This window comes from Streptomyces sp. NBC_00539, assembly GCF_036346105.1.
In the GTDB taxonomy this organism is placed as follows: Bacteria; Actinomycetota; Actinomycetes; order Streptomycetales; family Streptomycetaceae; genus Streptomyces.
Genome location: NZ_CP107811.1, coordinates 1,158,436 through 1,184,665 on the forward strand (window position 1 = coordinate 1,158,436; position 26,230 = coordinate 1,184,665).

Genomic DNA, 26,230 nt, shown 5'->3' on the forward strand with positions numbered 1-26,230 from the left:
GTCTCACGCCTTGCGTCCCACACCGGCGAAGCCCGAGAAGGCGAACGGGTCCTCCGGCGTGTCACCGTCCGCAGGGGTTTCGGTGCGGTCCGGGCGCCAGTCCGGCATCGACACCAGACCCGGTTCCAGCAGTTCGAACCCGTCGAAGAAGCGGGTGATCTCCTCGCGCGTGCGCATGACGAGGGGGTTGCGGATGTCCCGGTAGACGCCGACGGCCCCGACCGCGACGTCTTCGGAGAGCGGGATGCCCTCGTAGGAGGCGTGCGTGAGGATCAGCATGCTGCCCGGGGCGAGCGCGTCACGCAGCTCGGCGACGGCGGCGTACGGGTCGTCGGAGTCCTCCAGGAAGTGCAGGACGGCGACGAGCAGCAGGGCAACGGGACGGCTGGGGTCCAGCAGCCGGGCGACTTCCGGGGCGCCCAGGATGTCCTGCGGCTTGCGCAGGTCGGCGGAGACGACGCCGGTGCGGTCGTCACCGGCCAGGACGGCCTGGCTGTGCGCGACGGCGACCGGATCGTGGTCGACGTAGACGACACGGGCCTCGGAGGTGGCCTGGCGGGCGACCTCGTGGACGTTGCCGAAGGTCGGGATGCCGGAGCCGATGTCGAGGAACTGGGTGACGCCCTCGGCGACGGCGTGGCGCACGGCGCGGCGCATGAACGCCCGGTTGGCCTGCATGATCTTGGGAAGCCCCGGCAGGAATTCCATGGCGCGGCGGGCCGCCTGACGGTCGACCTCGAAGTTGTGCGAGCCGCCCAGGTAGTAATCGTAGATGCGGGACACGCTCGGCACCGATATGTCGATGCCTGGCGGGGCCCAGGCGGGGCGCTCCATCGGGGTCTCCAAGCCGTAGTCGTGCCGTGGTCCGGTCCGCGGTCGGTCGGGAACCGGACTCCTGTCCGAGCCGAATGTACTGATCATTGGCCAACGGAGCGAGTAAAAGCGGAAATTGGCGATCCGTTCTTGGTCACACACCTAACCCGGGCGGGGGTCACAGCGCCCTACATGACAGAAACCGACAAATACCTTTTGAGAATTGACCGGACTGTCATGGAAGACGCTCAAAAGCTGGCTCAAACCACTACGGTCCGAACTCCGCCCGTTCAGGCGAACCCGGGCCGACGCCCGCGTGCGCAGGCGCGCGCGGGCCCATGCTCCCGGGGTGAACAGAGCATGTGCCCGGCGCCTGCTGGCGGTACCGGTCCTGGTGTGGGCGGCGATGTCCGCCACACCGGCCGTGGCCGATAGCCGCGCCCACACGTCGATCGACCCGTGGGACGGCGCGGGACCCGCCGGGGTGTCCGCGGCCGCCCACAGCGGCTGGGCGGTGGCCGGCCGGGGTGGCGGACATCACGGAGACGGCCGCGCAGACGGCCACGGAAACGGTCCGGCAGACGGCCACGGAAGCGGACACGGAGACGGGCACGACGGCCACGGCTGGGGCCACCACCACCACTGCCCGCCACCCCCTCCGCCGCCCTGCCCCCCGAAGCCGACCCCGCCACCGACCCCGACGCCCACCCCTACGCCGACTCCCCCACCGCCTCCCCCCTCCCCGAAACCCACGCCGCCACCACCGAAACCCACCCCGCCGCCGCCCGCGCCGCCGAAGCCCGCGCCGCCACCCCCACCCGTGGCCGCCGCGCACCCCGCGCCGCCCCCGCCCGAACCGGCCCCGGAGCCGGAGCCCACTCCCCCGCCGAGGGTGACGCCCCCGCCCGCCCCCAAGCCGGTGGCCCGTCCCGCGTACCACACGCCGTCCCGCAAACCGCCCGCACACCACATCTCGCCGGTCACCTTCACGCTCATGACCGCGGCCCCCGCGGTGCTCGCGATCGTCGCGCTGCGCCCCCGCTAGGCCCACCCCCATCCCTTGTTTGGAGTCATCGTGTCGGAATGGCTCGTCCTGTCCCTGGCGATGGCCGCGGCCTGCGCCGTGGTGTTGACCATCGCCTTCTTCAACCACCGCCGGATCAGCGAGGACGACGATCCCAACGAGACCCCGGACGTCATCGAGTACATGACGATGATGATCGGGGTGATCTACGCGATCGTCCTCGGCCTGGCGATCGCCGGCGTCTGGGAGGGCCGCGGGGCCGCCCAGGAGTACGTGCGCCAGGAGTCCCAGGCCCTGCACGAGATCAGCGTCCGCTCCGAGGTCTATCCCGCCGATGTCCGCAAGACCATCCGCTCGGACGTCGACGCGTACGTGACGTACGTGGTGGACACCGAATGGAAGGAGATGGCCGACCACGGCGAGATCACCGACCGCAGCGGACAACTGCTGGAACGCATCCGCCGGGACGTCACGGACTACGAGCCGAAGACCGACCACGAGGGGCAGGCGTACCAGCCGCTGGTCGACCAGGTCGCGGCGGTGGACGACGCCCGCAACGCCCGCGGCCAGAGCGCCCAGGCCACCATGCCCGGCGTGGTGTGGTTCGGCCTGATCGTGGGGGCGCTCGTGACGGTGGGCCTGATCTTCACCCTCCAGATCCGGCGCTCGTTCCGGGAACTGCTGCTGGCGGGGCTGTTCAGCGCGCTGATCGCCTTCCTGCTGTTCCTGATCTGGGACTTCGACGCGCCCTTCGGACGGGGCATCGCGGCCACCGCCGAGCCCTTCTTCGCGCAGTTCCCGCACCTGGGGCTGAGCGACTGAGCGCCTCGGGCGTCCCGAGAGGTGCAGCCGGCCACCCGGTAAACCGGGGACGGGGCCCCCGTCCCCGGTTCGGCCCATCGTTGTGACCCGTTCGCCCGTTCCTGATCGCGGGCACCCGGGCCCCGGCCTAGCGTGACGGACGTCGAGGCGCACGTCCTTCCACGTGCGGAAACCATTCCGCGGCTGCTCCTCGGGGATCCGGAGAATCACTCATGGGTGCGATACGCAGCTCCGCCACAGCCCTGCTGAGCGCCGGCGCCACCGGCGTCGTCCTCGCGCTCGGCCCGGCGGGCACCAGTGCCGCCACCGCGGCCGAGGCCCAGCCGGTCACCTCGTTCGCCTTCGCCATCACCCCCTCCACGGTCGCCCCCGGCGGCCAGGTGGTGCTCTCCGTCAGCGGCTGCAACTCCGCCTTCGCCACCTCCTCGTCCGGCGTCTTCGACACCGTGAGCATCGCGCGCGGCCAGACCGCCCGGGTCACCGTCGACCGGGACGCCCGGCCCGGGGCGCTGTACTCCGTCACCTTCACCTGCAACGGCGAGACCGGTTCGGCCGACCTGACCATCGCCGGTGGTACGAGCCGTCCCACCACGAGTTCGACCGTCGGTCCCCCGCGCCGCCTCCCCTTGCCGCCCACGGCCCCCACGGCCCCCGCGGCCCCCGCCTCCGGCACCGCCACCCTCGGCGTGCGGGGCGGCCTCGGCGGCAGTGTGGCCGGGATGGACCTCCTGGAGTTCGGCGTCGGCGCCGGCTTCGTGCTGGCCGCCGTGGCCGGTACGGGCTACGTACTGCGCCGCCGCTCCTCGCGCGGCCACTGACCGTGGCGGACGTCCCTGCCGAGCGGCGGGAAACCCACGCGCCCCGAGCCCTCGTCAGGACTCGGGGCGACCGCGGTGCCGGGCTGACCGTGGAGGTCGGCCGGTCAGGCCCGGCTACCGATCGGGCGGCGACGGCGCATCACGTGGATGCCCGCGCCGAGGGCCGCCGTGGCGACGAGACCGGAACCGATGGCGGTCTCGGTGGCGGACGGGCCGAAGGAGCCGCCGATACCGCCCTGGGCACCGTTGCCTTCGAGGATCGTGAAGCGGTGCGTGGCGACGAGGCTGCTGTCGTTGCACCTGACGGACAGCGTCTGGTGGCCGGGAGAGGCGTGGTTGAAGATGCGTACGGTCGCGAATCCGATGGACCCGGCCGACAGTCTCGTCTCGGGAAAGTTGCCGTGCGACCAGACCGTGCCGCCGTGGGTGCATCCGGCCGCACTGACCTGCATCGTGGAGCCCTGGTGCACGGAGTACGGGTTGACCGTGACGTTGCTGGGACCGTTGCCTCCGCCCAGCGGCGGCCCGCCCGCCGGGTTCGCCGAGGCGAAGGGTGCGCTGAGGGCGACGGCGGCGCAGGCAGCCGCGGTCACGGTGAGTGCGCGCAAAACACGCATGGTGGAACCTCCAGCGGGAAGCGCCCCGGAGCGGTCGCCCGGGATGATCGACGAGAACGCCTCCCATCACGAACCCTCGGGGCGGCTCGCAACCAGCGCATTTCCGGCTTTGGGCCGCCCGGTTGAGCGACACGCCGAACAGCCGGAAGGGTTTCTGACGGATCCGCAGGTCACGACCCGTCAGGCATTTATGTGACGATTACCTGGATGGGCGCACCCCTTCCGGCCCCACCACCCGTTCGCCCGTCCCCGATCGCCGTCCCGGCCGTGCACCCTTAGCGTGCGTGAAGAAGGGCGTACAGGGGAGGGACTTGCACGCGGGTCGGGACCCCCGCGTCGGGAAGGGAGAGCCATGACCGAGGACGAGGGTGAGCAGCGGCGGAGGAGGCGCTCTCCGTGGGGACCACTCGCACTGGTCCTGCTCACCGGCCTCGCCATGATGCGCAACGGCGTGAACCTGAACGACGGGCCGCCACAGCCCGCCGCCGCGGCGGCCGTCGCGGTACGGCCCGACCAGGCGGCCGTGGCCCCGCCCGCGCCGCCGCCGGACCTGGAGGTGCTGGAGCACTCGTCGGTGCAGCGCATCCGGATCCCGGCGATCAAGGTGGACGCGCCGGTGATGACGGTCGGGCTGGACGCGCAGGGCTTCATCGACGCGCCGCCCCCGCAGGACCCGAACCTGGCCGGCTGGTACCTCAACGGCATCTCCCCGGGCCAGCAGGGCTCGGCGGTGATCGTGGGCCACGTGGACAACGCGCAGGGCCCGGCGGTGTTCTACGGCCTGGGCTCGCTGAACAAGGGCCAGCACATCGAGGTGGAGCGGTACGACGGGCGCACGGCGGTGTTCGAGGTGTACGGCGTGGAGGTGTTCTCCAAGGAGACCTTCCCGGGGGCCCGGGTGTACGGGGACACCGGCCACCCGGAGCTGCGCGTGATCACCTGCGGCGGCGGCTACTCGAAGGGCCGGGGCTACGACGGCAACGTGGTGGTGTTCGCCCGGATGGTGGAGGCACGCTGAGGGCCCCCGGGCGGGGGCCCGGCCCCCGCCCTCAGTGCGGCCGCGCCGCCGGGAAGACGGGGAGCGTCATCCGGTAGCCCCTGGCGAGCAGCTGGGGCAGGTACGTTTCGAGCGCCTCGACGCTCTGGGAGCGGTTGCCGCCTGCGTCGTGGGACAGCACGATCACTCCGGGCGCGGCGCCTGCCAGTACGCGGGAGACGATCGTGGTGGTGCCCGGTTCCGTCCAGTCGAGGGTGTCCACGGTCCAGGCGAGGGGCTCCATGCCGAGCTCCGCGCCGATCTCGAAGGCGGCCCGGTTCCAGGCTCCGTAGGGCGCCCGGAACCACTGGGGAGCCGTACCGGTCGTCTGCTCGACGACCTCGCTGGTGCGCTCGATCTCCGCGGCCAGGTCGGGGCGTCCCAGGGTGGGGATGAGCGGGTGGGTCCAGGTGTGGTTGCCGATGAGGTGGCCCTCGGCGGCCATCCGGCGCAGCAGGTCGCGGTTGTCGGTGGCCATCTCCCCGCAGACGAAGAACACCGCGCGGACCCGGTACCGGGCGAGGGTGTCCAGGATGCCGGGCGTGTAGCGGGGGTCGGGGCCGTCGTCGAAGGTGAGGAGCATCTCGCCGGACCGGCTCGTGCCTGCGGGCAGTTCCAGGATGGGCCGGGTGCGGACCGCGGGCTTCACCGCGGGCGGCCGGGCCGGGGCCTGCGCCGTCATCGGGGACAGCCGGTAGCTGTTGGGCGGGAGCCCCCGGGCGCGCAGGGCGGGGGCTCCCGGCGCGCCCCGGCCGGCCGCGCCCGCGCCGCCGGGTCCCGGCGCCGGGCCGGCCCCGCCGCCGGAGGCGGGGGTGTCGCTCTCGCCGCCGGTGATGAGGGAGACGGCTGCCGCGGCGCCGAGGAAGGCGGCGGTGCGCAGGAGCACGCGTCGCCCGACTGTCGGCTCGTCATTTTTCATTCTCAACTGGTATCAACGTCATGGGTTGAGACGCCCGCAGGCGCGATGGCGCCGACTGCCCGTCACCCGCCCGGCGCAGCCGGGGGGCCGGTCAGCCGCGTCGTACGAGCGGGAACGGAAGCGTCTCGCGGATCGTCAGACCGGTGAGGAACATGACGAGCCGGTCCACGCCGATGCCGAGCCCCCCGGTCGGCGGCATCGCGTACTCCAGCGCGTCCAGGAAGTCGTTGTCGAGTTCCATCGCCTCGGGGTCGCCGCCCGCCGCCAGCAGTGACTGCGCGGTGAGCCTGCGGCGCTGCTCGACGGGGTCGGTGAGCTCCGAGTAGGCGGTGCCGAGCTCGGTGCCGAAGGCGACCAGGTCCCAGCGTTCCGCCAGCCTCGGGTCCTTGCGGTGCTGCCGGGTCAGCGGGGAGACGTCGGTCGGGAAGTCCTTGTAGAAGGTGGGCAGCCCGGTCTTCTCCTCCACCAGCCGCTCGTACATCTCCAGCGCCACGTCGCCCCGGGTGTCGTCGGGCGAGTGGGGGACCCCGGCCCGGTCGCACAGGCGGCGCAGCGCCCGTTCGTCGGTGCCGGCGTCGACCTCCTCGCCCAGGGCCTCGCTGATGGCCCCGTACATCGTCTTGACCGGCCAGTACCCGGAGATGTCGTGGACGACGAGTTTGCCGTCGGCGTCGGCCTTGTGGGCGAGGGGCGAGCCGAAGGCGGCGGTGGCGGCGCCCTGGATCAGCTCGCGCGTCAGGTCGAGCATCACGTCGTAGTCCGCGTACGCCTGGTAGGCCTCCAGCATGGTGAATTCGGGATTGTGCTTGTAGGAGACGCCTTCGTTGCGGAAGGTGCGCCCCATCTCGAAGACCTTTTCCATACCGCCGACGCAGAGCCGTTTCAGGTACAGCTCCGGGGCGATGCGCAAGTAGAGGTCGAGGTCGTAGGCGTTGATGTGGGTGCGGAAGGGGCGGGCGTTCGCCCCGCCGTGGATCTGCTGGAGCATCGGGGTCTCGACCTCCAGGTAGCCGCGGTCCAGGAGCCCCTGGCGCAGGGCCTGCACAGCGCTGGAGCGGGCCCGTACGACGTCGCGCGCGTCCGGGCTGGCGACCAGGTCGAGGTAGCGGCGCCGGACGCGGGCCTCGGGGTCGGAGAGGCCCTTGCGCTTGTCGGGGAGCGGGCGCAGGCACTTACCGGTGAGCTGCCAGGAGTGGACGACGACGGACAGCCGGCCCGTCCGGCTGGCGCCGACCTCGCCGGTCGCCACCACGTGGTCGCCGAAGTCGACCTGTGAGGTGAAGGAGTCCAGTACGTCCGGGCCCGCCTCGTCGCGGGTGAGCATCAGCTGGGTGTCGCCGGTCCAGTCCCGCAGTACGGCGAACACGACGCCGCCGAGGTCCCGTACGACCATCACCCGGCCCGCGAGGGTGACCTGTTCCCCGGTCCGGGTGCCGGGCGGGTAGCCGGGGTGGGCTTCCTCCAGGCGGGCGACGGTGTGGGTGCGCCGGGGGACGCCGACGGGGTAGGGGTCGGTTCCGGACGCCCGGATCCGGTCCAGTTTGGCGTGCCGGACCCTGACCTGCTCGGGCAGCCGCTCGACCATCGCCCGTTGGCCCGCCTCCGCCACGAGGTCCAGGCCGAGGGAGTCGATGGAGGGCAGGCCCTCGGTGGTGGCGGGCGCGGTGAGGCCCTTGGGGTGGGCGTTGCCCCACAGCTTGCGCAGGCTCGGTACGGAGACGAACCCTTCGGCGATGCCGGAGGCGAGGCTGACCCGGGCGAGGGAGCCGGCGTCCTGGTAGCACAGGAACCGCGGGTACCACTCGGGGCCGTACTTGACGTTGGAGCGGTACAGCGCCTCCAGCTGCCACCAGCGGGAGAAGAACAGCAGCAGCCTGCGCCACAGCCGCAGGACCGGCCCCGCGCCGATCCGGGCGCCCTCCTCGAAGGCGGAGCGGAACACGGCGAAGTTGAGGGAGATCCGGCGCACGCCCAGTCCGGGTGCGGCGGCGCAGAGCTGGGCGACCATGAACTCCATGACGCCGTTGGGGGCGGTGCGGTCGCGGCGCATCAGGTCCAGGGAGATGCCGTCCTTGCCCCAGGGGACGAAGGACAGCAGGGCGATCAGCCTGCGCTCGGCGTCGAAGGCCTCGACGAGCAGGCAGTCGCCGTCGGCAGGGTCGCCGAGCCGGTCGAGGGCCATGGAGAAGCCGCGTTCGGTCTCGGTGTCGCGCCAGGTGTCTGCCCGGTCCACGATGGTGCGCATCTCCTCCTCGGAGAGGGCGGAGTGGCGGCGGATGAGGGTGGTGGCCCCGGTGCGCCGGACGCGGTTGACGGCCTGCCGGGTGACGCGCATGTCCCGGCCGTCGAGGTCGAACTGGGCGACGTGCAAGATGGCCTCGTCACCGAGCTGGAGGGCGCCGAGCCCCGAGCGGGCGTAGGCGGTCGCGCCGTCCTCGGAGGCGCCCATGACGGCGGGCTGCCAGCCGTAGCGGCGGGCCACGGCCAGCCAGGCGTTGATGGCGGGGGTCCAGGCGGCGGGGTCGCCGACCGGGTCGCCGCTGGCGAGGCAGACGCCTGCTTCGACGCGGTAGGTGACGGCGGCCTTGCCGTTGGGGGCGAAGACGACGGCCTTGTCCCGCCGGGTCGCGAAGTAGCCGAGGGAGTCGCTGCGCCCGTAGGCGCCGAGGAGCGCGCGGATGCGGGGTTCCTCGTCCCCGTGCAGGGCGGCGGTCAGACGCTGGGAGCGGAAGAGGGCGGCGGCCGCGTTCAGCAGGGCGAGCGCGCCGAAGAGGCCGAGCACGAAGGACAGCGGGCGGGGCGGGCGGCCGTCGAAGCGGCGGTCGGAGAAGAGGCCGCCGAAGACCTCCTTCGCGGCCCAGTCGAGCCACTGGCCCTTGGGCAGGGTCCCGGGGAACAGGGCGACCAGGCCCCACCCGGCGAGGACGGCGAGGAGCAGCCCCAGCCCGAGGACGAGCATCGCCCGCCAGAACGCCCCGGGCCGGGAGGCGGCGTAGAACTCCTGGCGGGCGGCGATCAGGAGGGCGAGGGCGGCCGCGGCGAAGGCCAGGGAAACACCGCCGACCCAGTACTCGTCGGCCGCGATGAACAGGACGTCGACCAGGATCAGCAGGGCCAGATAGGTGACGACGATCCACCAGGCGACCTTCTTGCGGGCGCCGAGGGCGGCGGCGAGCAGGAAGAGGAAGACGGCGTAGGCGAGGTTCGCGCTGACGGGGATCACGAAGTCGTCGAGGAAGCGCACGACGGGGCGCAGCAGGCGGCGCAGTCCCGGGGAGAGGGACAGCAGGGCGCACAGCAGTCCGAGGGTTGCGAAGAACGCCCCGGACGCGTCGGGGACCCGGTTCAGGAACCGGTTGCGGGTCCCCCGGGCCTGCTCCGCGGTGGCACTCATGGTTCGCACTGTAGGGAGGGCCGGGCCGGTCCGCGCGGCGACGGGATAATCTCGGGGACGTGACGGAGCACGTGGGTACGGGATTCGAACGCGGTACGGACGGTCCGAAGGTGGTGCTGGCCGGGGTCGACGGCTCGGAGTCCTCGCTGCGGGCAGCGGCGTACGCGGCGGGGCTGGCGAGGCGGCAGGGCGCGCTGCTGGCGCTGGTGTACGTGCAGCCGGTGATGGCGGCCGGTGCCTCGCTGGGCGCGCCGGTGGCGGATACGACGGAGGAGATCGCGCAGGGCCTCGTCGCGGAGATCCGTGCGGCGGCCGAGCGGCTGAGAGGCATCTTCGAGGTGCGCTGGGAGTTCCACACCTTCCGCGGCGACCCGTACGCCGGTCTGGTGGATGCGGCGGATGAGCTGAAGGCGGACGCGGTGGTGGTGGGGGCCTCCGAGCAGGCCGGGCACCGCATCGTCGGCTCGGTGGCGGTCAGGCTGGTCAAGGCGGGCCGGTGGCCCGTCACGGTGGTGCCGTAACGGGCCGGGGCCGCGGGGCGGGCGCCGTACGAGGCGGGTGCTACCTGCCCATGGTCAGGCCGTCCTTCGCGGCGCCGCGGCTGAGGACCGCTTCGCTGATGGCGTCCCGCGCGGTCTCCCAGTCGTCGTTGCCGGGCTGCTTGGCGAGGCCGTCGGGAAGGTTGACGACCCTCCATGGTGACTCGTCGGTCATCTGCGGGACGAACTCGGCTTTGGTGACCCGCCAGCGCTGTCCCGCGGCGGCCGGCGGGGCGAAGGTGAAGCGGCCGAGGGAACCGTAGTTGCCGCGCGGGTCCCGCTCGCCGGTGTGGTTGAACATCTCGCCCGCCACCTGGTCGCCCATGCCGTAGATGATCCAGGTCCCGTTGACCTTCTCGTAGGGCTGGGGGATGTGGGCGTGCGTGCCGAGGATCAGGTCGATGTCGGGGCGCCCGGCGGTCTGCGAGGCGGTCAGGGCCTTGCCCAGCGACAGCTGGGTCTCGTCGGGCTCGGTCTGCCACTCGGTGCCCCAGTGCACGCTGACGAGCACCACGTCCGCGCCCGCTTTCCGGGCGGCCCGCGCGTCCGCGATGATCTTGTCCTGCTTCATCAGGTTGACGGCCCACGGCTGCCCGTCGGGCATCGGGTAGCCGTTCGTGTCGTACGTGTAGGCGAGGTGGGCGACCTCGGCGGAGCCGGCCCGGTAGCGGGTGACGGTGGCCGCCTCGGCGGCCGTCCGGGCCGAACCGGCGTGCTTGAGGCCGGCCTTGTCGAACGTGTCGAGCGTGCGCCGCACGCCGTCGGCGCCGTCGTCCAGGGTGTGGTTGGAGGCGGTGGAGCAGCCGTCGTAGCCGGTGGCCTTGAGGCCGTCGGCGATCTGGGGCGGGGACTTGAAGGCCGGGTAGCCGCTGAACGGGCCGCCGTCCTCGCCGTAGACGGTCTCCATGTGGCACAGGGCGAGGTCGGCGGCGGACACCACCGGTCTGACGCCGGCGAACATCGGCCGGAAGTCGTAACCGTCGCCCTCGGCGTCGGTGGCGCCCTGCCGGATGATCGAGGTGTGCGGCAGTACGTCGCCGCTCGCGACCAGGGTGAACTCCTTGGCTCCGTCCGGGGTGGCGGAGCCGCCGGTGGAGGTCCCGGGGGCGTGGCCGCGGGCGAGGCGCGCGGACGCGGGCTTCCCGGTGGCGGAGCAGGCGGCGGCCGTGGCGGACAGCAGGAGGGCAGACAGCAGGGCCATGGCCTGGCGGGTGCGCTGGGTCATCTGTACCGGCTCTCGCTCGGAGGGACGCTCCGGACACCTGCGACACCTGGTCACTCAGGACCCGGAAATTCGTAGGACTATCTGATGAGCTGAATTCACAGAAGGCGACGTCGCAAGTCAAGGAACGGCGCCGCCGCGGTGGGGCCGGTTCACCCCCACGGCCGTTCGCCGCGCCGTTCGACCGTTCACCGTGCGGCGCGGCCGCCCACCGGAGGACCGGGGTGCTTGGGCGCAACGGCCGTGCCGGACGGTTCCCGGGCGGCCCCGTGCAGGTCAGGGTGGATCCGTCGGACCCGAGACGGGCGCCGGGACGGTCCCCGGCAGACCCGGCGAACAGCGGAAGGAGCCACTCGTGCCACCCTCCTCCACCCTCCGGCGTACGGATCCCGAGGCGCTGGCCGAACTCCAGCGCGAGCACGGGCGGGCGCTGTTCGGTTTCCTGGTCGGCCTGACGGCGGGGGACGCCCAGCGGGCCGAGGACCTCGTCCAGGAGACCCTGGTACGGGTCTGGCAGCACCCGGAGGTGCTGGCCAGCGGGCACGACTCCATGCGGCCGTGGCTGTTCACGGTCGCCCGCCGCCTCGCGATCGACGCACGCCGCGCCCGGCTGTCGCGGCCGCAGGAGGTGGATCCGGACGGTCTGGAGCAGGCGCCCGCGCCGCAGGACGCGGTGGCCGGTTCGGTGACCGCGATCGACGTCAGGCGGGCCGTGGGCAGTCTGGGGCCGGAGCACCGCGAGGTGCTGATGCAGGTCTACTTCCGGGACCGCTCGGTGGCCGAGGCCGCCGCGGAGCTCGGCATACCGGCCGGAACCGTCAAGTCCCGTACGTACTACGCCCTGCGAGCCCTGCGCAAGGGCCTCCAGGGCTACGGCCTCGGCGCCTGAGGTACCGTCGGGACGGAGCGGGGGCGGACCGCGGCGGCGCGTCGACAGCCGGTCCGGAGAACGCCACGGATGGGCACGGACCGGACACAAGCCGCATCAAAAGTGTTATCAGTCCGGTCAAGTTGAGTAAACATCCTCCGCTCCGCGAGGCCCTCGGTGAAGGCTCGGGGCTGACGACGGGAAGCTCGACACGCGGGAGAAGGTGGAACGGTGCGGCCCGAGGGTACGAACGGCACCAGTGACGGTGGCGGTGGTGGGCTGGCGGTGCCCATGGCTTGGCTGTACGCGGAGTACATCGCCGACGAGCTGCTGCGCACGGGCCGGCTGATCCCCGTCAGCACGCTGGAGTTCCGGGCCGGCCGGGACACGCTCGCACTGACCATCTACCTCTCGGACGCGGCCGGCGAGCTCTCCGGGATCCGGGTGGTCTCGCAGCTCGACGAGTGGCTGTCGCTGACGGCCTACGGGCACCCGTGGCGCGACTGGGTGGAGACCCGGTTCCTCCAGCTCGGCGAGGAGGCCAGGGAGGACGGGCGCGAGGAGGACCCGGACCTGGAACTGGCCCGGGCGGCCTGGCGCTGGCTGGACCACACGGAGCTGTTCGCGACGAACCTCGACCCGGGACGGCACGGCCACGCGGACACCCCGGCGGGTCTGGACGAGAACGCCCGCGTCTGGACGCCCGCATGGCAACTGGGGCTTCCGCTCGGCCACTTGGCGATGCACTTGTTCTGAGGCCCGGGCCTCAGGTGCCCGCGCCACGGGCACCGGGCGCCTCGGCGGGGTCGGTGACGAGCCCGGTGAAGTCGGCCTCGTTGCGCTCGGCCCGGGTCACGTACCAGCGGGCGATGAGCCACATCACCGGGTACACGAGCAGTCCCAGCGCCACCCAGACCAGCGGTCCCGACACGACCCGGGGCAGCAGGAACACCAACGGCAGCACCCCGACCAGCAGCGCGAGTGCGCTCAACGCGCAGAGCGCAGCCCGGAGCTGACTGCGCATCAGGGAGCGGACATAGGTCGCCCCGACGCTCGTCTGCTCCGAGATCTCCGACCGCGCCGGCGTGTGCGCGGGCGCCCTGCGCCGCACGCCCCGCGCCACCCCGGTCACGACCTCCCGCCGCCCCACCGCCTGCTGCTCCTCGGCCATGCCCCGGAAGTCTACGCAGCGCACCCGCTCCGAGCAGTTCGAAGCGTCCGGGCCTCGCCGGGCGGTGGGGCGGTGGGGCGGTGGCCGGGGGCTACTTGAGGAGTCGGGACAGGCGGCGGTCCGCGAGCGGTTTGCCGCCGGTCTGGCAGGTGGGGCAGTACTCCAGTGAGGAATCGGCGAAGGACACCGACCGGATGGTGTCCCCGCACACCGGGCACGGCTCACCCGCGCGGCCGTGGACCCGCAGGCCGCTCTTCTTCTCGGCCTTGAGCCGTCCCGCCGCCACCCCGTGGGCCCGCTCGACGGCCGTGCGAAGGGTTTCCCGGACGGCCTCGTACAGGTGCGTCACCTGGTCCTCCTCGAAGGAGGCGGCGAGCTTGAACGGCGAGACCTTCGCGGCGTGCAGGATCTCGTCGCTGTAGGCGTTCCCGATGCCGGCGATGACGCTCTGGTCGCGGAGCACGCCCTTGATCTGCCGCCGTTCCCCCGCCAGCAGGGCGGCGAACGCGTCACGGTCGAAGCCGTCGGCGAGCGGGTCGGGTCCGAGCCGGGCGATGCCGGGGACCTCCTGGGGGTCGCGGACCACGTACACCGCGAGCCGCTTCTGGGTGCCGGCCTCGGTGAGGTCGAAGCCCCCGCCGCCCTCCAGGACGACGCGCAGCGCCAGCGGCCCCTTGCCGGGGCGCGGCGGCTGGGCGGGCAGGGTGTCCTGCCAGCGCAGCCAGCCGGCCCGGGCCAGGTGGGTGACGAGGTGGAGTTCGCCGATCCGCAGGGCGAGGAACTTCCCGTACCGGGTGGTGGACCCGGCCGTCTGCCCTTCGAGGGCGGTGAGCGGGGGCTCGTACGTCTTGAGCACGCTGACCGCGAGCGGGAGGACGCGCTCGACCACCCGCCCGCCCAGGTGCTCGTCGAGGAACTCCCTCAGGGCCTCGACTTCGGGCAGCTCCGGCATGCTCCCAGCCTGCCGCCACCGCGCGCGGAACGCGAGCCGTGCACCGGCCCCGGTCGGCGGGCTACGCCAGCCCGAACTCGCACCACACGCACTTGCCGCCGCCCCTGGGGTCGACGCCCCACACGTCCGCCAGCCGGTCCACCAGCATCAGGCCGCGCCCCGAGACGCCCCCCTCGCCCGCATCGCGGCGCCGCGGCAGCGCGCTGGAACGGTCCTCGACCTCCACCCGCAGCCGCCGCCGGTCGCCCGGCAGGACCCGGAGCGTCACGATGGCCGGGCCGTCCGTGTGCATGAGGGCGTTGACGATCAACTCGTCCGCGACCAGCTCGATCTCGTCGGCCCGCTCCCGCGCACCCCATGCCCGCACGGCCGCGCCGATCATGTGCCGGGCCGCGACCAGGGCTTCCGGGTCCGCCGGCGCCACGTGCTGCTGGAGCCGGCCGCCGCCCTGCGGCGCGTCGGGCACCTGGCGGCGCAGCAGGAGCAGCGCCATGTCGTCGTCACCGCCGCGCTCGTCGATGACCCCGCACAGCTGGTCCGCGAGCTTCTGGAGGTCCGCGGGGCCGGCGCACACGAGCTCCGTCAGGTGCCCGATCCCGTCGTCGAGGTCCGTGCCGGGCTGCTCGACCAGTCCGTCCGTGCACAGTAGAAGCGTTTCTCCCGGATCCAGTTCGCAGGTCGTGACGGCGTACTCCAGCCGGCCGAACTCCGCCGACAGCCCCAGCGGCATCCCGCCCTCCACGGCCAGCCGGCGGCAGTCCCCGTCGCGGGTGCGCAGGAGCGGGTCGAGGTGGCCGGCCCGCACCAGCTGGAGCACGCCGGTCGCGAGGTCGGCCTCCACGTAGGTGCAGGTCGCGAAGCGGTCGGTGTCCAGCTCGTGCAGGAACACCGAGGCACGGGCCATGACGGTGGCCGGCGAGTGTCCCTCGGTGGCGTAGGCGCGCAGCACTATGCGCAGCTGGCCCATCACGGCGGCCGCGTGCGTGTCGTGCCCCTGGACGTCGCCGATGACGGCCCCGACCCGGCCGCCCGGCAGGGGGATGACGTCGTACCAGTCGCCGCCGATGTCCTGGCCCATGCGCGCCGACCGGTAGCGGACCGCGATGTCCGCGCCGGGGACGGACGGGATCCGGCGGGGCAGCATCGCCTGCTGGAGGCCCTCGGCGAGGTCGTGTTCCTGCTCCAGCAGCATGGCCCGTTGCAGGCTCTGCGCGATGCTGCTGCCGAGGGCGACCAGCAGGTTGCGCTCCTCCTGCGTGAAGCCGTCCTTGTCCTGGTAGAGCAGGCCGATGGCGCCTATCGGGCGGGCCTGGGCGATCAGGGGCAGGTAGGCGGCGGCCGAGATGTCCATCTCGGAGATCTTCGCCCAGAGGTCGGGGTAGCCCTCGGCGAACTCCTTCGCGGAGTCCAGGAAGCGGGGCTGGAGCGAGCGGACGACCTCGCTCATCGGGTACTGCTCGTCGATGCGGGTGTACCGGGTACCGGGGACGAAACTGCCTTCCGGGCCTTCGGCCACCAGGTGGATGCGGCCGGCCTCGACCAGTCCCATGACCATGCCCATCGAGCCGAGCCGTTCCAGGCCGTGCGCGTCCCCGAGGGCGTCGATGACGTCCTTGACGGTGCGGGCGTGCGCGAGGGCGGCGGTGGTGCTCTCGACGACCGACGTCTGGCGGCGGCGCTCCTCGTCCAGTCCGAGCCGTTCCGCCGAGTGGCCGAGTTCCTCGGTCGCGTCCCGGACGATGCCGATGATCCGGTACGGGCGGCCGTCGGGGTCGCGCATGACGCGGCCCTGGGTGTGGGTCCAGCGGAGCGTGCCGTCGTGGCAGCGGATGCGGAAGTAGGCGCCGTAGCTGTCCACGCCGCTCTTGAGGGCGCTGGAGACGAGCCCGTCGAGCCGGGCCGCCTCGTCGGGCGGCACGCGGGCGGCGAGGGTCTCGGGGCGGCCGTCGTACGCGCCGACGTCCGTGTCGAAGACTTCGAGGGCCGCCGCGTCCATGTGCATGAGACCGGTGAGCAGGTCCCAGTCAAAACTGCCCATCCGGTTCAGCGAGAGCGACCGGTCCGGGTGCGCGGGCCAGTCGTCCGGCAGCGATACGGCGGTCGGCACCGGTCCACCATGACACACCCGCCGGTCAGGCGCTCTCCCTGGAGGGGACCGGGTCGTAGGGCTGCTGGGGGTCGGGCGTCAGGTACGGGTCGTAGGGCTGCTGCGGGTCCGGGGGGAGGTACGGGTCATAGGGCGCCGAAGGGTCGTACCCGTGCGGGTCCGCCTGCTCCGGTGCCACGCCGTCGGGCCCCGTCGGCAGCCCGGGGTCCGCGTACGGCGGCACTGCCTGCGGGGCATCTTGCGGGGCGTCCTGCGGCAGGCTCGGCGCGGGGCCGTCCGGGAGGTCCGGGGGCAGCGCGGCGGGAGGGTCGGAGCGCGGCGGGGACGGCGGCTTGGGCAGCGGCCGGGACGGCTGGACCGGCCGGCTCTGGCCGGTGGGCGGCGTCGGTTCCGTGGGGCCGCCGGGGCCGGTCGGGGCGGCGGGGCCCTCGGGGGTGAGCGGGCCGCTCGGGATGCTTTCCGCCGGGTCGTAGGGGGGCAGGCCTTCGGGGGTCTTGTCCTGGGCGCCGTCGTCGCCGGTCCTGCGCTCCAGCCAGGTGTTGTCGGCGAGGTTCACGAGCACGAGGTGGTCCAGCTGCTGGACGGTCGGCTCGATGACGATGACCTGGTTGGCCTGGTAGCCGTTCCAGGGGTCGCCCTTGATCACCGGGTTCCCCTTGGGCGCGCGGGGCGGGGAGAGGGGGTTGCCGGAGCCGCAGCGGACGCGCGGCATGCCGTGGTCGTCGACGAGGACGGCCGTCCCGGCCTGGAGCACGGACTGGAAGGCGGCGGCCCGGCCGCCTTCCTGGAAGCCGTGGCTGGTGACCCGGGTGTCGGCGCGCAGGACGACGGGGGTGAGCGCGCGCAGGAAGTCGCCGATCTTGTCCTGGGCGATGCCGGAGGCCTCGGCGAAGGCGCCCGTCTTGGCGCTGTCGGCGGTGATGAGGCTCGACTGGTGTTCCACGTCGCAGCTGCCGAGCCGCTGGATGCCGCCGTACAGGCCGGGGGTCGCGGCGTTGACGGTGCGGATGCCCTGGCCGCTCTGGTTGGGCAGCGGGGGCTGGGCGGGGGCCGATTCCCCGGTGGCGGTGGAGGTGGTGAAGGGGTCCGGTCCCGCGGAGCCGACGGGCTGCAGATGTACCTCCTGGGTCTGCGGGCCGGGAGCGCTCACGGGTTCCTCGGATCCTCCGCAGGCGGTGGCGAGCAGCCCGAGCAGGCCGATGGCCGTGAAGAGGGGTGCCCGGGCCGGTGTGTGACGGCGCGGCGCCTGACGGGGTGTCGGTGCGGGCACGTCGCTCACGAGATTCTCCCTTTTCGCCCCGGTTGCTCCCTCTTGTCTGCCGTATCCGCGTCCGCAGCGCAACCGGAACGCCACCCCGACTCCTTGAACATGTTCAAAGCCTGGCGTAGGGTCGCGACTGCGATTGAACGCGTTCAAGACTGTTCGGCGCACCGACCCTCGGGAGGGGCCGTGACGGTACTCGTGAACCTGATCGTCACGCTGGGCATGCTCTACGTCGTCCCCACCGGCCTGCGCCTGATCGACCGGACCGCCTTCCGTCGCACCGCCCGGCTGTGGCCCCTGCTCGCGGCCCCCGGGGCGCTGTGCCTGTGGCTGCCGCGCGGCGCCACCGCCACGGTGCTCGCCGCGCTGTACGCCGCTGCCGCCTTGGCCCTGGCCGCCAGGGCGCCGGTCCGGCTGCTGCGCACCCTCCCGCGAACCGGGTCCCCCGTGCCCGTCCCGTCCGAGGCCGCCGTCCTGACCGCGCTCGTCTCGCCCGCCGTCGCCGGCAGCGCCCTCGTCGCGGAACGCGCCGGCTACCGGCTCTTCGGCTTCGACCTCGACGTCCTCGCGCTGACCGTGCCGCACTTCCACTTCGCCGGGTTCACCGCGGCCCTGGTCGCCGGCCTGGTGTGCCGGGCGACGGTGACCGGCGGCGCACCCGGGACGGACGCCGGACGGGCGGACGCCGGACGGGCGGACGCCGGACTGCCGGACGCCGGACGGGCGGCCGCCGGGCCCGGGGCGCCGCCGGCCCGCTGGGCCGCGTACAGCGTGCCCAGCGGGACGCTGCTCGTCCTCCTCGGCTACTTCATCGGCGACTGGGCCGAGCTGGTGGGGGCAGCCGTACTGACCGCCGGGATGTGGGCGGTGGCCCTGGCGACCTGGCGCGGCATCCGGCCCGGCGCCCGCGACCGGACCACCCGCACCCTGCTGGCCACCTCGGCGGGGGTCCTTGTGGCGACGATGCTGCTCGCCCTGTGGTGGGCGACCGGCGAGGCGACCGGGATCACCCACCCCACCCTGACCTGGATGGCCGCGACCCACGGCCTCGGCAACGCCGTCGGCTTCGCCCTCTGCTCGCTGCTGGCCTGGCGCCGGCTCACCATGGACCGACAGGAGATGACCCGATGACCCGACTCCTCAGCACCGGCCGCGACGCGCTCAGCTACCCGGAACGGGGCGCGACGGAGCACCGCCCGCTGCCCGCGGGCTACAACCACCTCCACCACCGCACACAGATCGGCGACGGCCGGGCCGTCTTCGAGGCGGCCGGGGTCGCTCTGACCACCTTCGGCGCCCACCGTGCCTCGGGCATGCGGATCCGGGCCGAGACGGGAGCCGTCCGGCCCGGCACACGGGTCACGGTCGGGATCGGCTTCGGGCCCCTGCGCATCGACGCCCGCTGCCTGGTCCTGCGGACCGCGTACGAGAGCACCCGTGTCGGCTTCGCCTACGGAACCCTGGTGGGTCACCCCGAGTCGGGCGAGGAGTCCTTCATGGTGCTCATGGACCCCGACGGCACCGTCTGGTTCGAGGTGACCGCGTTCAGCCGCCCGGCCAGCTGGTACACCCGCCTCGGCGGCCCGGTGGTCCCCCTCCTCCAGCTCGGCTACGCCCGTCTGCTGGGCCGCACCCTGCGCAAGCTGGCAGCCGGGGCCCCCGGCGCCTGATACTGGAGGGGATGGACTGGTTCACGGCACCCGGCTACTGGTTGGGCCGGCTGGTCTTCCAGCGGGCCCTGGCCGGCGTCTACCTCTGCGCCTTCACCGCCGCCGCCCTCCAGTTCCGCGCCCTGATCGGGGCGCACGGCATGCTCCCCGTGCCGCGCTACGTGCGCCACGTCCCGTTCCGCCGCGCCCCGAGCCTGTTCCAACTGCGATACTCCGACCCGCTCTTCGCCTGCTGCGCCTGGGCCGGTGCGGTGCTGGCCGCGGCGCTCGCGGCGGGGGCCGGGGACGCCGTGCCGCTGGGGGCGGCGATGGCGATGTGGGCGGTGCTGTGGCTGCTGTACCTGTCGATCGTGAACGTGGGGCAGACCTGGTACTCCTTCGGCTGGGAGTCGCTGCTGCTGGAGGTGGGCTTCCTCGCCGTCTTCCTCGGCAACGCCCGGACGGGGCCGCCGGTGCTGGTGCTGTGGCTGCTGCGGTGGGTCGTGTTCCGGGTGGAGTTCGGCGCCGGGCTGATCAAGATTCGGGGCGACGCCTGCTGGCGCAAGCTCACCTGCCTCTACTTCCACCACGAGACGCAGCCGATGCCGGGACCGCTGAGCTGGTTCTTCCACCACCTGCCGAAGCCGCTGCACCGGGTGGAGTGCGCCGCGAACCACGTGACGCAACTGGTCGTCCCGGTCCTGCTGTTCACCCCGCAGCCGGTGGCCTCGTACGCCGCCGGGATCATCGTCGCGACGCAGCTGTGGCTGGTGCTGTCGGGGAACTTCGCCTGGCTGAACTGGATCACGATCGCGCCGGCGCTGTCCGCCATCGACTTCACGGGGCTCGCCGGGCCGCCCCCGGCCGCGGCCTTCCGCCCGGCGCCACTGTGGTACGTGGTCCTGGTGTGCGCGGTGACCGCGCTGGTGCTCGTCCTCAGCCGGCATCCGGTGGCCAACATGCTCTCCCGGCGCCAGGTGATGAACCGCTCCTTCGATTCCCTGCACCTGGTGAACACCTACGGGGCCTTCGGCACCGTGGGCCGGATCCGGGACGAGGTCGTGGTGGAGGGCACGGCCGAACGGACGCCCCGCACTGACGGCGACTGGCTCGAGTACGGCTTCAAGGGCAAACCGGGCGATCCGCGCCGCGCGCCCCGCCAGTTCGCCCCCTACCACCTGCGGCTCGACTGGCTGATGTGGTTCGCGGCCCTCTCCCCCGGTTACGCGCGGGACTGGTTCGGGCCGTTCGTGGAGCGGCTGCTGTCGGGTGACCGGGACACCCTGCGCCTGCTGCGCCACAACCCCTTCCCCGACGCGCCGCCGGTGTACGTGCGGGCCAGGCTGTACCGCTACCGGTTCACGACCTGGCGTGAGCTCCGCGCGACGGGCGCCTGGTGGCACCGGACGCTGCTGCGCGAGTACCTGCCGCCCACCCGGCTCGCGGAGGCGGCCTGGTCAGAGCCCGAGTAGCGCCGCCTCCTCTTCCGGCGTCACGCCCTTGGCCGGCCGGTCGGGACGCTGCGGGGCGATACCGCCGAGGCCGCGGAGCCAGGCCCAGGTGTCGGCCACGGTCTCCTCGACGGGCCGGCAGTGCAGACCTGCGGCGAGGGCCTTGGTGACGTCGCCGCCGAACATGTACGCGTGCAGTTCGCCCGGCGGGAGCCAGACGGGCAGGGACGTCCACGGCTCGATGCCGGCTTCCGCGATCCTGGCCGGGTCGGTCCAGCGGAGCTCCGCCCCGCCTCCGGTGACGCGCACGCAGGCTTCCAGCAGGCCGGCCATCGTGGTGTGCCCGGGCGGGGACGCCAGGTCGTACGCGCCGCCGAGCCCGGCCCGGGCGGCTCGCAGGGTCCAACGGGCCAGGTCCCGTACGTCGATGTACTGGATCGGAAGGTCGCGCGGGCCGGGGGCGAGCATCGGGCCGCCCCGCGCGGCGCGGTTCAGCCACCACGGCAGGCGGCCGACGTTCTCGTACGGGCCGAGGATCAGCCCGGCGCGCACCAGCAGGGCACGCCCGCCGAAGGCGTCGAGCGCGGCGAGTTCACCGCCCCGCTTGTCCTCGGCGTAGGCGGTGGCCTCCGCGTCGGGCGAGCCCCCGACGAGCGGGCCGTCCTCGGCCAGGCCTGCGGGGCCGGGGAACCCGTACACCGAGCGGCTGGAGACGTAGGCGTACCGCCCGGCCCGGTCCGCGAGCAGCCGGGCGGTGTCGCGCACGGCGGTGGGGGCCCCGCTCCAGGTGTCGACGACGAAGTCCCACTCCCCCTCGGCGAGCGCGGCCAGGCCGTCGGGGGCGGTGCGGTCTCCGTGGAGCGCGGAGGTTCCCGGAGGGGGCGCGTGGCGGCCGCGGTGGAAGACGGTGACGTCCCAACCCAGGTCCACGGCTTCTTCGGTGAGGGCGCGTCCGACGAATTCGGTGCCGCCCAGCATCAGTAGTCTCATGCCGGTCAGCCTGCCCGCCGGGGACCCGGTCCGGAACCCTTGATCGCTTTCAGCGATGACGCCCAGGGCGTACGGGGCCCGGGACCCGTCGGGGACGTGGGGCGCCCCCGCCGCCGGGTCGGCGCGGGGGCGCTGTGTCACCGAGGCCGCCAGGGCCGGTCGCTCTAGTCGATGCCGGGCAGGATGTGCGGCTCCGCCAGGTCGTCTTCGTAGCCCGCCAGCCGGATCGGCGCGGAACGGGCCCACACCTCGAGGCTGCCGAGTTCGTCGGAGCGGGCCTTGCCGTGCCGCCCCGAACGTTCCAGCAGGACCTGGTCGGACTTCGTCAGTTCTGTCACCGCGCACTCCTTTGTGTCGCGTAACCCGGCGGGCGAACCCCGCGTCGGGCAGGAATAAAGGGATACCGGACGCGGTGGCGCCGTGATGGAGCGAGGGAGGGCCGTGGTGGGGCCCTTTCATGCGCTCAAGAGTACACATATGAGCGGGCCCCCGCTCGATGGAAAGGCAAAATTCACTCGCGCCCTCTTGTGTCCTTCCCCTCTTCCCTGGGTCGGGAAGTCGTGTTCCCCGGGTCGGGAAGTCGTGGCACGGCGTGTCGGCGGCCGGTGCTCCGCCCGGGCCCGCGTGGGGGAGGACGGGCGAGCGGTACCGGAACCGGTGGCGCCGGGACGTGCGCGCGTACGACCGCCCGCCGCACGGCCCGGGACGACCGCGCCCCGGCCTCCACGAGGGAGACCGGGGCGCGAGCAGGGCTGTACCGCTTACCAGTTGGCGGGCGCGTAGTCCTTGAGGAAGACGCCGTACAGATCCTCGCCCGCCTCGCCGCGGACGATCGGGTCGTAGACCCGGGCCGCGCCGTCCACCAGGTCGAGCGGGGCGTGGAAGCCCTCCTCCGCGAGACGGATCTTGTCCGGGTGCGGGCGCTCGTCGGTGATCCAGCCGGTGTCCACGGCGGTCATCAGGATCTGGTCCTTCTGGAACATCTCCTGGGCGCTGGTCCGCGTCAGCATGTTGAGGGCGGCCTTGGCCATGTTGGTGTGCGGGTGCCCGGCGCCCTTGTAGCCGCGGCTGAACACGCCTTCCATCGCCGAGACGTTGACGACGTAGCGGCGGCCCGCCTCGGCCGCGGCCATCGCCGGACGCAGCTTGCTGATCAGGATGAAGGGCGCGGTGGAGTTGCACAGCTGCACTTCGAGGAGCTCGATCGGGTCCACCTCGGACACCGTCTGGATCCAGCTGTTGGTGTCGTGCAGGTCCGGGACCAGGCCGCCCGCGTCGATGGCGGTACCGGCCGCGATGCGCTCCAGAGAGGCGGAACCGGAGACCAGCGCGAGTTCGGTGATGTCCTGCGCGCTGAGCTTCTCGCCCTTGCCGGTGGGCAGGGCGGCGACCCGGTCGACGGTGCCGCTGCCGAACGTGCCGATCACCTCGGCGGAGGGCAGCTCGCCGGCCGGCAGCGGGGCGCTCTCGGCGGCGACCAGCTCGCTGTAGGCGCCCGGGGACCGGCGCACGGTCTGGGCCGCGTTGTTGATCAGGATGTCGAGCGGACCCTCTGCGGCGACCGAGTCGGCGAGCGCGACGACCTGCGCGGGGTCGCGGAGGTCGATGCCGACGATCTTGAGGCGGTGCAGCCACTCGGAGCTGTCCGGCATCGCCTTGAAGCGACGGATCGCGTCATTGGGGAAGCGGGTGGTGATGGTGGTGTGGGCGCCGTCGCGCAGTAGCCGCAGCGCGATGTACATGCCGATCTTGGCGCGGCCGCCGGTGAGCAGGGCGCGGCGGCCGGTCAGGTCGGTGCGGGCGTCGCGGCGCGCCCGGTTGAAGGCGGCGCAGTCCTGGCACAGCTGGTGGTAGAACGCGTCGACCTCGACGTAGCGCGTCTTGCAGACGTAGCAGGAGCGCGGGCGCTGGAGTATCCCGGCGATCGGGCCCTTGGTGGCGGCGGTCAGGGCGTTGCCCTGGGTCTCGTCGTCGATGCGCTCGGCGGAGCCGGTCGCGGTCGCCTCGGTGACGGCCTTGTCGTTGGCGGTCTTGGCGGCGCGGCGCTCTTGGCGGCGGCGCTGCTTGACCGTGCGGTACAGGCCGGCGGTGGCACGGCGTACGGTGACGGCGTCCGGGTGGTCGACGTCGAGCTTGTCCAGCTCGTCGAGGACGCTGAGGCAGAGGGCCAGCCGGTCGGGGTCGATGCCCGGGCCGTACGCCTGGTCGTCCCCGGTCACAGGGTTGTCTTCGGTCACCGTCATGGCCGCTGCCGTTCCTTGCTCACTCGTCCGCATCCGCCTGCTGCGGAGGTCCCAAAACCGCAACTGTACGACAGGGCACACGTCCGGCACCAAACCCGCGGGCGGGCTCCTCACGGAGTGCGAGGAACCATCACGGTACGCAAGGGAGCCGGGGTCGAAGCCGGGCGGGGCAGGGTCAGGAATAGGCCGGTCGGGTGGGGCATTGTGGACAACATGAGTGCCTTGGCGCTGTCGGTCCTGCTCTGCCTCGCGTCGGCCGTGGCGTACGCCGCGGGCGCGATCGTCCAGGAGCGGGTCGCGGACGGCTCGCCGGACCGTTTCTACGCCCCGCTCCACCGGCCCGTCTGGTGGGTGGCGGTGGCACTGAACGGCCTCGGCGCGGCACTCCACGTCCTCGCGCTGGCCTACGGGCCACTGAGCCTGGTGCAGCCGCTCGGTGCGCTGACCATCGTCTTCGCGCTCCCGATGGCGGCCGTGTTCGTACGGCGCCGGGCGGGCGCGGCGGCCTGGCGCGGGGCGCTGCTGGCGACGGCCGGGCTGGCCGGGCTGCTGGCGCTGACGGGCGGCGACCGGGACCCGGGGCGGACCCTGACGGGCGGCGAGCAGGGCCTGCTGATGAGCGTGACGGCGGCGGGGGTGACGGCGCTGGTCCTGGTGGCGCGCCGGGTGCGCCGGGTGGTGCTGCGCGGTGTGCTGCTGGCCGCCGCCGCCGGAACCGCCTTCGGCATGGCCTCGGTGTTCACCAAGTCGGTGGCCGACGGCTTCTCCCTGGACGCGCCGTTCTCCCGCTGGCCCGAACTGCTGGCCATCGCCGTCCTGGCGTCCGGCGGCCTGCTGCTGTCGCAGGCCGCCTACCGGGGTGCGGGGCTGACGGCGCCGCTGGCGACGGTCACGGTGGTGGACCCGGTGGTGGCCGCGGTGGTCGGCCTCTCGCTGTTCGACGAGGGCTTCCGGTACGGGTACGCGGGGACGGCGGCGGCCCTGGTGAGCGGCGCGGCGGCGGCGGCCGGCCTGATCCTGCTCACGGCCGCGCCGCCGCCCGTACGGGGGTCAGATGTCGACGCCCCGCCCGCGGAGGTACTTGAGGGGGTCGATGTCGGTTCCGTACCCGGGCCCGGTGCGCATCTCGAAGTGGAGGTGCGGTCCGGTGGTGTTGCCGGTGGAGCCGGAGCGGCCGATGCGCTGACCGCCGGAGACCTGCTGCCCGGCCTTGACGCCGAGGGCGGAGAGGTGGGCGTACTGGGAGTACCGGCCGTCGGCGTGCCGGATGACGACCTGGTAGCCGTACGCCCCGGCCCAGCCGGCGGAGAGGACGGTGCCGGGCCCGACGGCCTTGATGCTGGTGCCGGTCGGGACGGGGAAGTCGACCCCGGTGTGGTAGCCGCTGGACCAGGAGGAACCGGCGACGTGGTACGCCGTTCCGAGCGCGGCGTCGACCGGCGCGGTGAAGCCCGCGGACGCCGTCCCCTGCTTCGCTGACGCGGACTCGGCGGCCTTCGTCTGTTCGGGCTTGGCCTGCTCGGGCTGCGTCTTCTGCGGCTGTGTCTTCTCGGGTCGGGGGGCGGCCGGCTGTACGGGCTTGACCGGCTCGGCGACCCGCGGCGGCTTCTCCGGGTTCTGGGAGGGCGGCGCGACGGGGGCGGCGGTGATGCGCAGCGTGAGCCGCTGGCCGGGGAAGATCAGGTTCGGGTTGCCGCCGATGGTGTCCCGATTGGTCTCGTACAGCGCCTGCCAGCCGCCTTCGACGTGCTGGCCGGTGGCGATCGCCGAGAGCGAGTCCCCGGGGGCGACGACGTACGGGTTCGGCAGGACCGTGGTGTCGGTCGGTCGGGTCGGGCTCGGGGCCTGCACCCGGGTGGCCTCGGGAGCCGCCTGCTTCTGGCGCGGGATCGCGGCGGGTGCCCCAGCGGGGGCGGGGCCGCTGCGGCTCAGCCCGGCCTGCGGTCCGCAGGCGGGCCAGGCGCGGGGCCCCTGGCCCTTGAGCACCTTCTCGGCCACCGCGATCTGTTGGTCCTTGGTGGCCAGGTCGGCGCGGGCCGCGAAGGCGGTTCCGCCGAAGGCGCGCCAGGTGCTCTGGCTGAACTGGAGGCCGCCGTAGTAGCCGTTGCCGGTGTTGACGTGCCAGTTGTTGGTCGACTCGCAGGCAGCGACCTTGTCCCAGGTGCCGATGGAGGCCGCGTGGGCGGCCCCGGCTCCGATGAGCGGCAGCGCGATCCCGGCGCCACCCGCGGTGACGGCGAGCGAGGCGCGGTTGATGCTGCTCGGCTGGTACCGGCGGTGCCGGCCCCGTACACCCATGGGAGCCCCCCTTGAAGACGTGCCGGAACCGCA

General features: G+C 73.1%; 24 protein-coding genes and 1 pseudogene. 11 read left to right on the top strand and 14 right to left on the bottom strand.

Features of this window, described 5'->3' with window-relative positions:
- Positions 1-3: 3 nt before the first annotated feature.
- On the bottom strand, positions 4-834 hold the full coding sequence (locus OG861_RS05100; RefSeq protein ID WP_329200072.1) for an SAM-dependent methyltransferase: 831 nt from the start codon (positions 832-834) through the stop codon (positions 4-6).
- A gap of 871 nt (positions 835-1,705) precedes the next feature.
- On the opposite strand from OG861_RS05100, the gene OG861_RS05105 reads away from it, so the two are divergent.
- From OG861_RS05105 to OG861_RS05115, 3 genes are all read left to right on the top strand, one after another.
- Positions 1,706-1,858, top strand: coding sequence for a hypothetical protein (locus OG861_RS05105; protein WP_330261337.1), 153 nt, complete (start codon positions 1,706-1,708; stop codon positions 1,856-1,858).
- 30 nt (positions 1,859-1,888) lie between these two features.
- Complete coding sequence (locus OG861_RS05110) at positions 1,889-2,659, top strand: bestrophin-like domain (protein WP_329200068.1); 771 nt, start codon at positions 1,889-1,891, stop codon at positions 2,657-2,659.
- Between the two features lie 212 nt (positions 2,660-2,871).
- Positions 2,872-3,477, top strand: coding sequence for a hypothetical protein (locus tag OG861_RS05115; protein WP_329200066.1), 606 nt, complete (start codon positions 2,872-2,874; stop codon positions 3,475-3,477).
- A 104-nt stretch (positions 3,478-3,581) separates the two neighbouring features.
- Here the strand turns inward: OG861_RS05115 and OG861_RS05120 are convergent, their stop codons facing one another.
- Positions 3,582-4,094, bottom strand: a complete 513-nt coding sequence (locus OG861_RS05120) for a hypothetical protein (protein WP_329200064.1) — start codon at positions 4,092-4,094, stop codon at positions 3,582-3,584.
- A 352-nt stretch (positions 4,095-4,446) separates the two neighbouring features.
- Here OG861_RS05120 and OG861_RS05125 point away from each other — a divergent pair, with 352 nt between their 5' ends.
- On the top strand, positions 4,447-5,112 hold the full coding sequence (locus OG861_RS05125; protein WP_329200062.1) for a class F sortase: 666 nt from the start codon (positions 4,447-4,449) through the stop codon (positions 5,110-5,112).
- Positions 5,113-5,143: 31 nt separating this feature from the next.
- Here the strand turns inward: OG861_RS05125 and OG861_RS05130 are convergent, their stop codons facing one another.
- Both OG861_RS05130 and lysX read right to left on the bottom strand, forming a co-directional pair.
- Entirely contained in the window at positions 5,144-6,049 is a 906-nt protein-coding gene (locus OG861_RS05130) for a polysaccharide deacetylase family protein (RefSeq protein WP_329200059.1), read from the bottom strand.
- Between the two features lie 91 nt (positions 6,050-6,140).
- On the bottom strand, positions 6,141-9,443 hold the full coding sequence (lysX, locus tag OG861_RS05135) for a bifunctional lysylphosphatidylglycerol synthetase/lysine--tRNA ligase LysX (RefSeq protein ID WP_330261338.1): 3,303 nt from the start codon (positions 9,441-9,443) through the stop codon (positions 6,141-6,143).
- A 59-nt stretch (positions 9,444-9,502) separates the two neighbouring features.
- Here lysX and OG861_RS05140 point away from each other — a divergent pair, with 59 nt between their 5' ends.
- Positions 9,503-9,964 (top strand): universal stress protein, encoded by a 462-nt coding sequence (locus OG861_RS05140; protein ID WP_329200056.1) that lies wholly within the window; start codon positions 9,503-9,505, stop codon positions 9,962-9,964.
- 40 nt (positions 9,965-10,004) lie between these two features.
- Here the strand turns inward: OG861_RS05140 and OG861_RS05145 are convergent, their stop codons facing one another.
- Entirely contained in the window at positions 10,005-11,207 is a 1,203-nt protein-coding gene (locus OG861_RS05145) for a CapA family protein (protein ID WP_330261339.1), read from the bottom strand.
- A gap of 352 nt (positions 11,208-11,559) precedes the next feature.
- Between OG861_RS05145 and OG861_RS05150 the strand changes: the two genes are divergently transcribed.
- Together OG861_RS05150 and OG861_RS05155 are read left to right on the top strand one after the other, a co-directional pair.
- Positions 11,560-12,093, top strand: a complete 534-nt coding sequence (locus tag OG861_RS05150; RefSeq protein WP_190184884.1) for a sigma-70 family RNA polymerase sigma factor — start codon at positions 11,560-11,562, stop codon at positions 12,091-12,093.
- Positions 12,094-12,303: 210 nt separating this feature from the next.
- Complete coding sequence (locus tag OG861_RS05155) at positions 12,304-12,828, top strand: hypothetical protein (protein ID WP_399278460.1); 525 nt, start codon at positions 12,304-12,306, stop codon at positions 12,826-12,828.
- 10 nt (positions 12,829-12,838) lie between these two features.
- Here OG861_RS05155 and OG861_RS05160 read toward each other — a convergent pair whose 3' ends face one another.
- From OG861_RS05160 to OG861_RS05175, 4 genes are all read right to left on the bottom strand, one after another.
- Positions 12,839-13,243, bottom strand: a complete 405-nt coding sequence (locus tag OG861_RS05160; RefSeq protein ID WP_330261340.1) for a hypothetical protein — start codon at positions 13,241-13,243, stop codon at positions 12,839-12,841.
- A gap of 91 nt (positions 13,244-13,334) precedes the next feature.
- Positions 13,335-14,195 carry an Fpg/Nei family DNA glycosylase gene (locus OG861_RS05165; RefSeq protein WP_329200050.1) on the bottom strand — a complete coding sequence of 287 codons (861 nt, stop codon included), beginning with the start codon at positions 14,193-14,195 and terminating at the stop codon, positions 13,335-13,337.
- Between the two features lie 61 nt (positions 14,196-14,256).
- Entirely contained in the window at positions 14,257-16,320 is a 2,064-nt protein-coding gene (locus OG861_RS05170) for a SpoIIE family protein phosphatase (protein ID WP_330261341.1), read from the bottom strand.
- 7 nt (positions 16,321-16,327) lie between these two features.
- Positions 16,328-17,581: a DUF6777 domain-containing protein gene (locus OG861_RS05175; RefSeq protein ID WP_329200046.1), complete on the bottom strand. Its 1,254-nt coding sequence runs from the start codon at positions 17,579-17,581 to the stop codon at positions 16,328-16,330.
- Between the two features lie 171 nt (positions 17,582-17,752).
- Here OG861_RS05175 and OG861_RS05180 point away from each other — a divergent pair, with 171 nt between their 5' ends.
- Genes OG861_RS05180 through OG861_RS05190 form a run of 3 tightly spaced genes read left to right on the top strand, consistent with a single transcriptional unit; the run spans position 17,753 to position 20,687 of the window.
- Entirely contained in the window at positions 17,753-18,697 is a 945-nt protein-coding gene (locus OG861_RS05180; RefSeq protein ID WP_329200044.1) for a YndJ family protein, read from the top strand.
- The gene (locus tag OG861_RS05185) at positions 18,694-19,236 is read left to right on the top strand and encodes a DUF1990 family protein (protein WP_330261342.1); all 543 of its coding nucleotides are present in this window, start codon (positions 18,694-18,696) and stop codon (positions 19,234-19,236) included. The genes OG861_RS05180 and OG861_RS05185 overlap by 4 nt, the downstream gene beginning before the upstream one ends.
- Before the next feature lie 11 nt (positions 19,237-19,247).
- Positions 19,248-20,687 (top strand): lipase maturation factor family protein, encoded by a 1,440-nt coding sequence (locus tag OG861_RS05190; protein WP_329200040.1) that lies wholly within the window; start codon positions 19,248-19,250, stop codon positions 20,685-20,687.
- Here the strand turns inward: OG861_RS05190 and OG861_RS05195 are convergent.
- From OG861_RS05195 to OG861_RS05205, 3 genes are all read right to left on the bottom strand, one after another.
- Positions 20,673-21,656, bottom strand: coding sequence for an NAD-dependent epimerase/dehydratase family protein (locus OG861_RS05195; protein ID WP_330261343.1), 984 nt, complete (start codon positions 21,654-21,656; stop codon positions 20,673-20,675). The genes OG861_RS05190 and OG861_RS05195 overlap by 15 nt on opposite strands.
- Positions 21,657-21,820: 164 nt before the next feature.
- A complete protein-coding gene (locus OG861_RS05200) occupies positions 21,821-21,994 on the bottom strand; it encodes a hypothetical protein (protein ID WP_329202667.1) in 174 nt (57 codons plus the stop codon).
- A gap of 423 nt (positions 21,995-22,417) precedes the next feature.
- Positions 22,418-23,899, bottom strand: coding sequence for an SDR family NAD(P)-dependent oxidoreductase (locus OG861_RS05205; protein ID WP_329200035.1), 1,482 nt, complete (start codon positions 23,897-23,899; stop codon positions 22,418-22,420).
- A 213-nt stretch (positions 23,900-24,112) separates the two neighbouring features.
- On the opposite strand from OG861_RS05205, the pseudogene OG861_RS05210 reads away from it, so the two are divergent.
- Positions 24,113-24,826 (top strand): annotated as a pseudogene (locus tag OG861_RS05210) (DMT family transporter); the annotation flags it as partial.
- Here OG861_RS05210 and OG861_RS34245 read toward each other — a convergent pair.
- Positions 24,751-24,924, bottom strand: coding sequence for a hypothetical protein (locus tag OG861_RS34245; protein ID WP_443064486.1), 174 nt, complete (start codon positions 24,922-24,924; stop codon positions 24,751-24,753). The pseudogene OG861_RS05210 and the gene OG861_RS34245 sit on opposite strands and share 76 nt — an antisense overlap.
- 25 nt (positions 24,925-24,949) lie before the next feature.
- A complete protein-coding gene (locus tag OG861_RS05215) occupies positions 24,950-26,197 on the bottom strand; it encodes a transglycosylase family protein (protein WP_329200033.1) in 1,248 nt (415 codons plus the stop codon).
- Positions 26,198-26,230 lie beyond the last annotated feature (33 nt).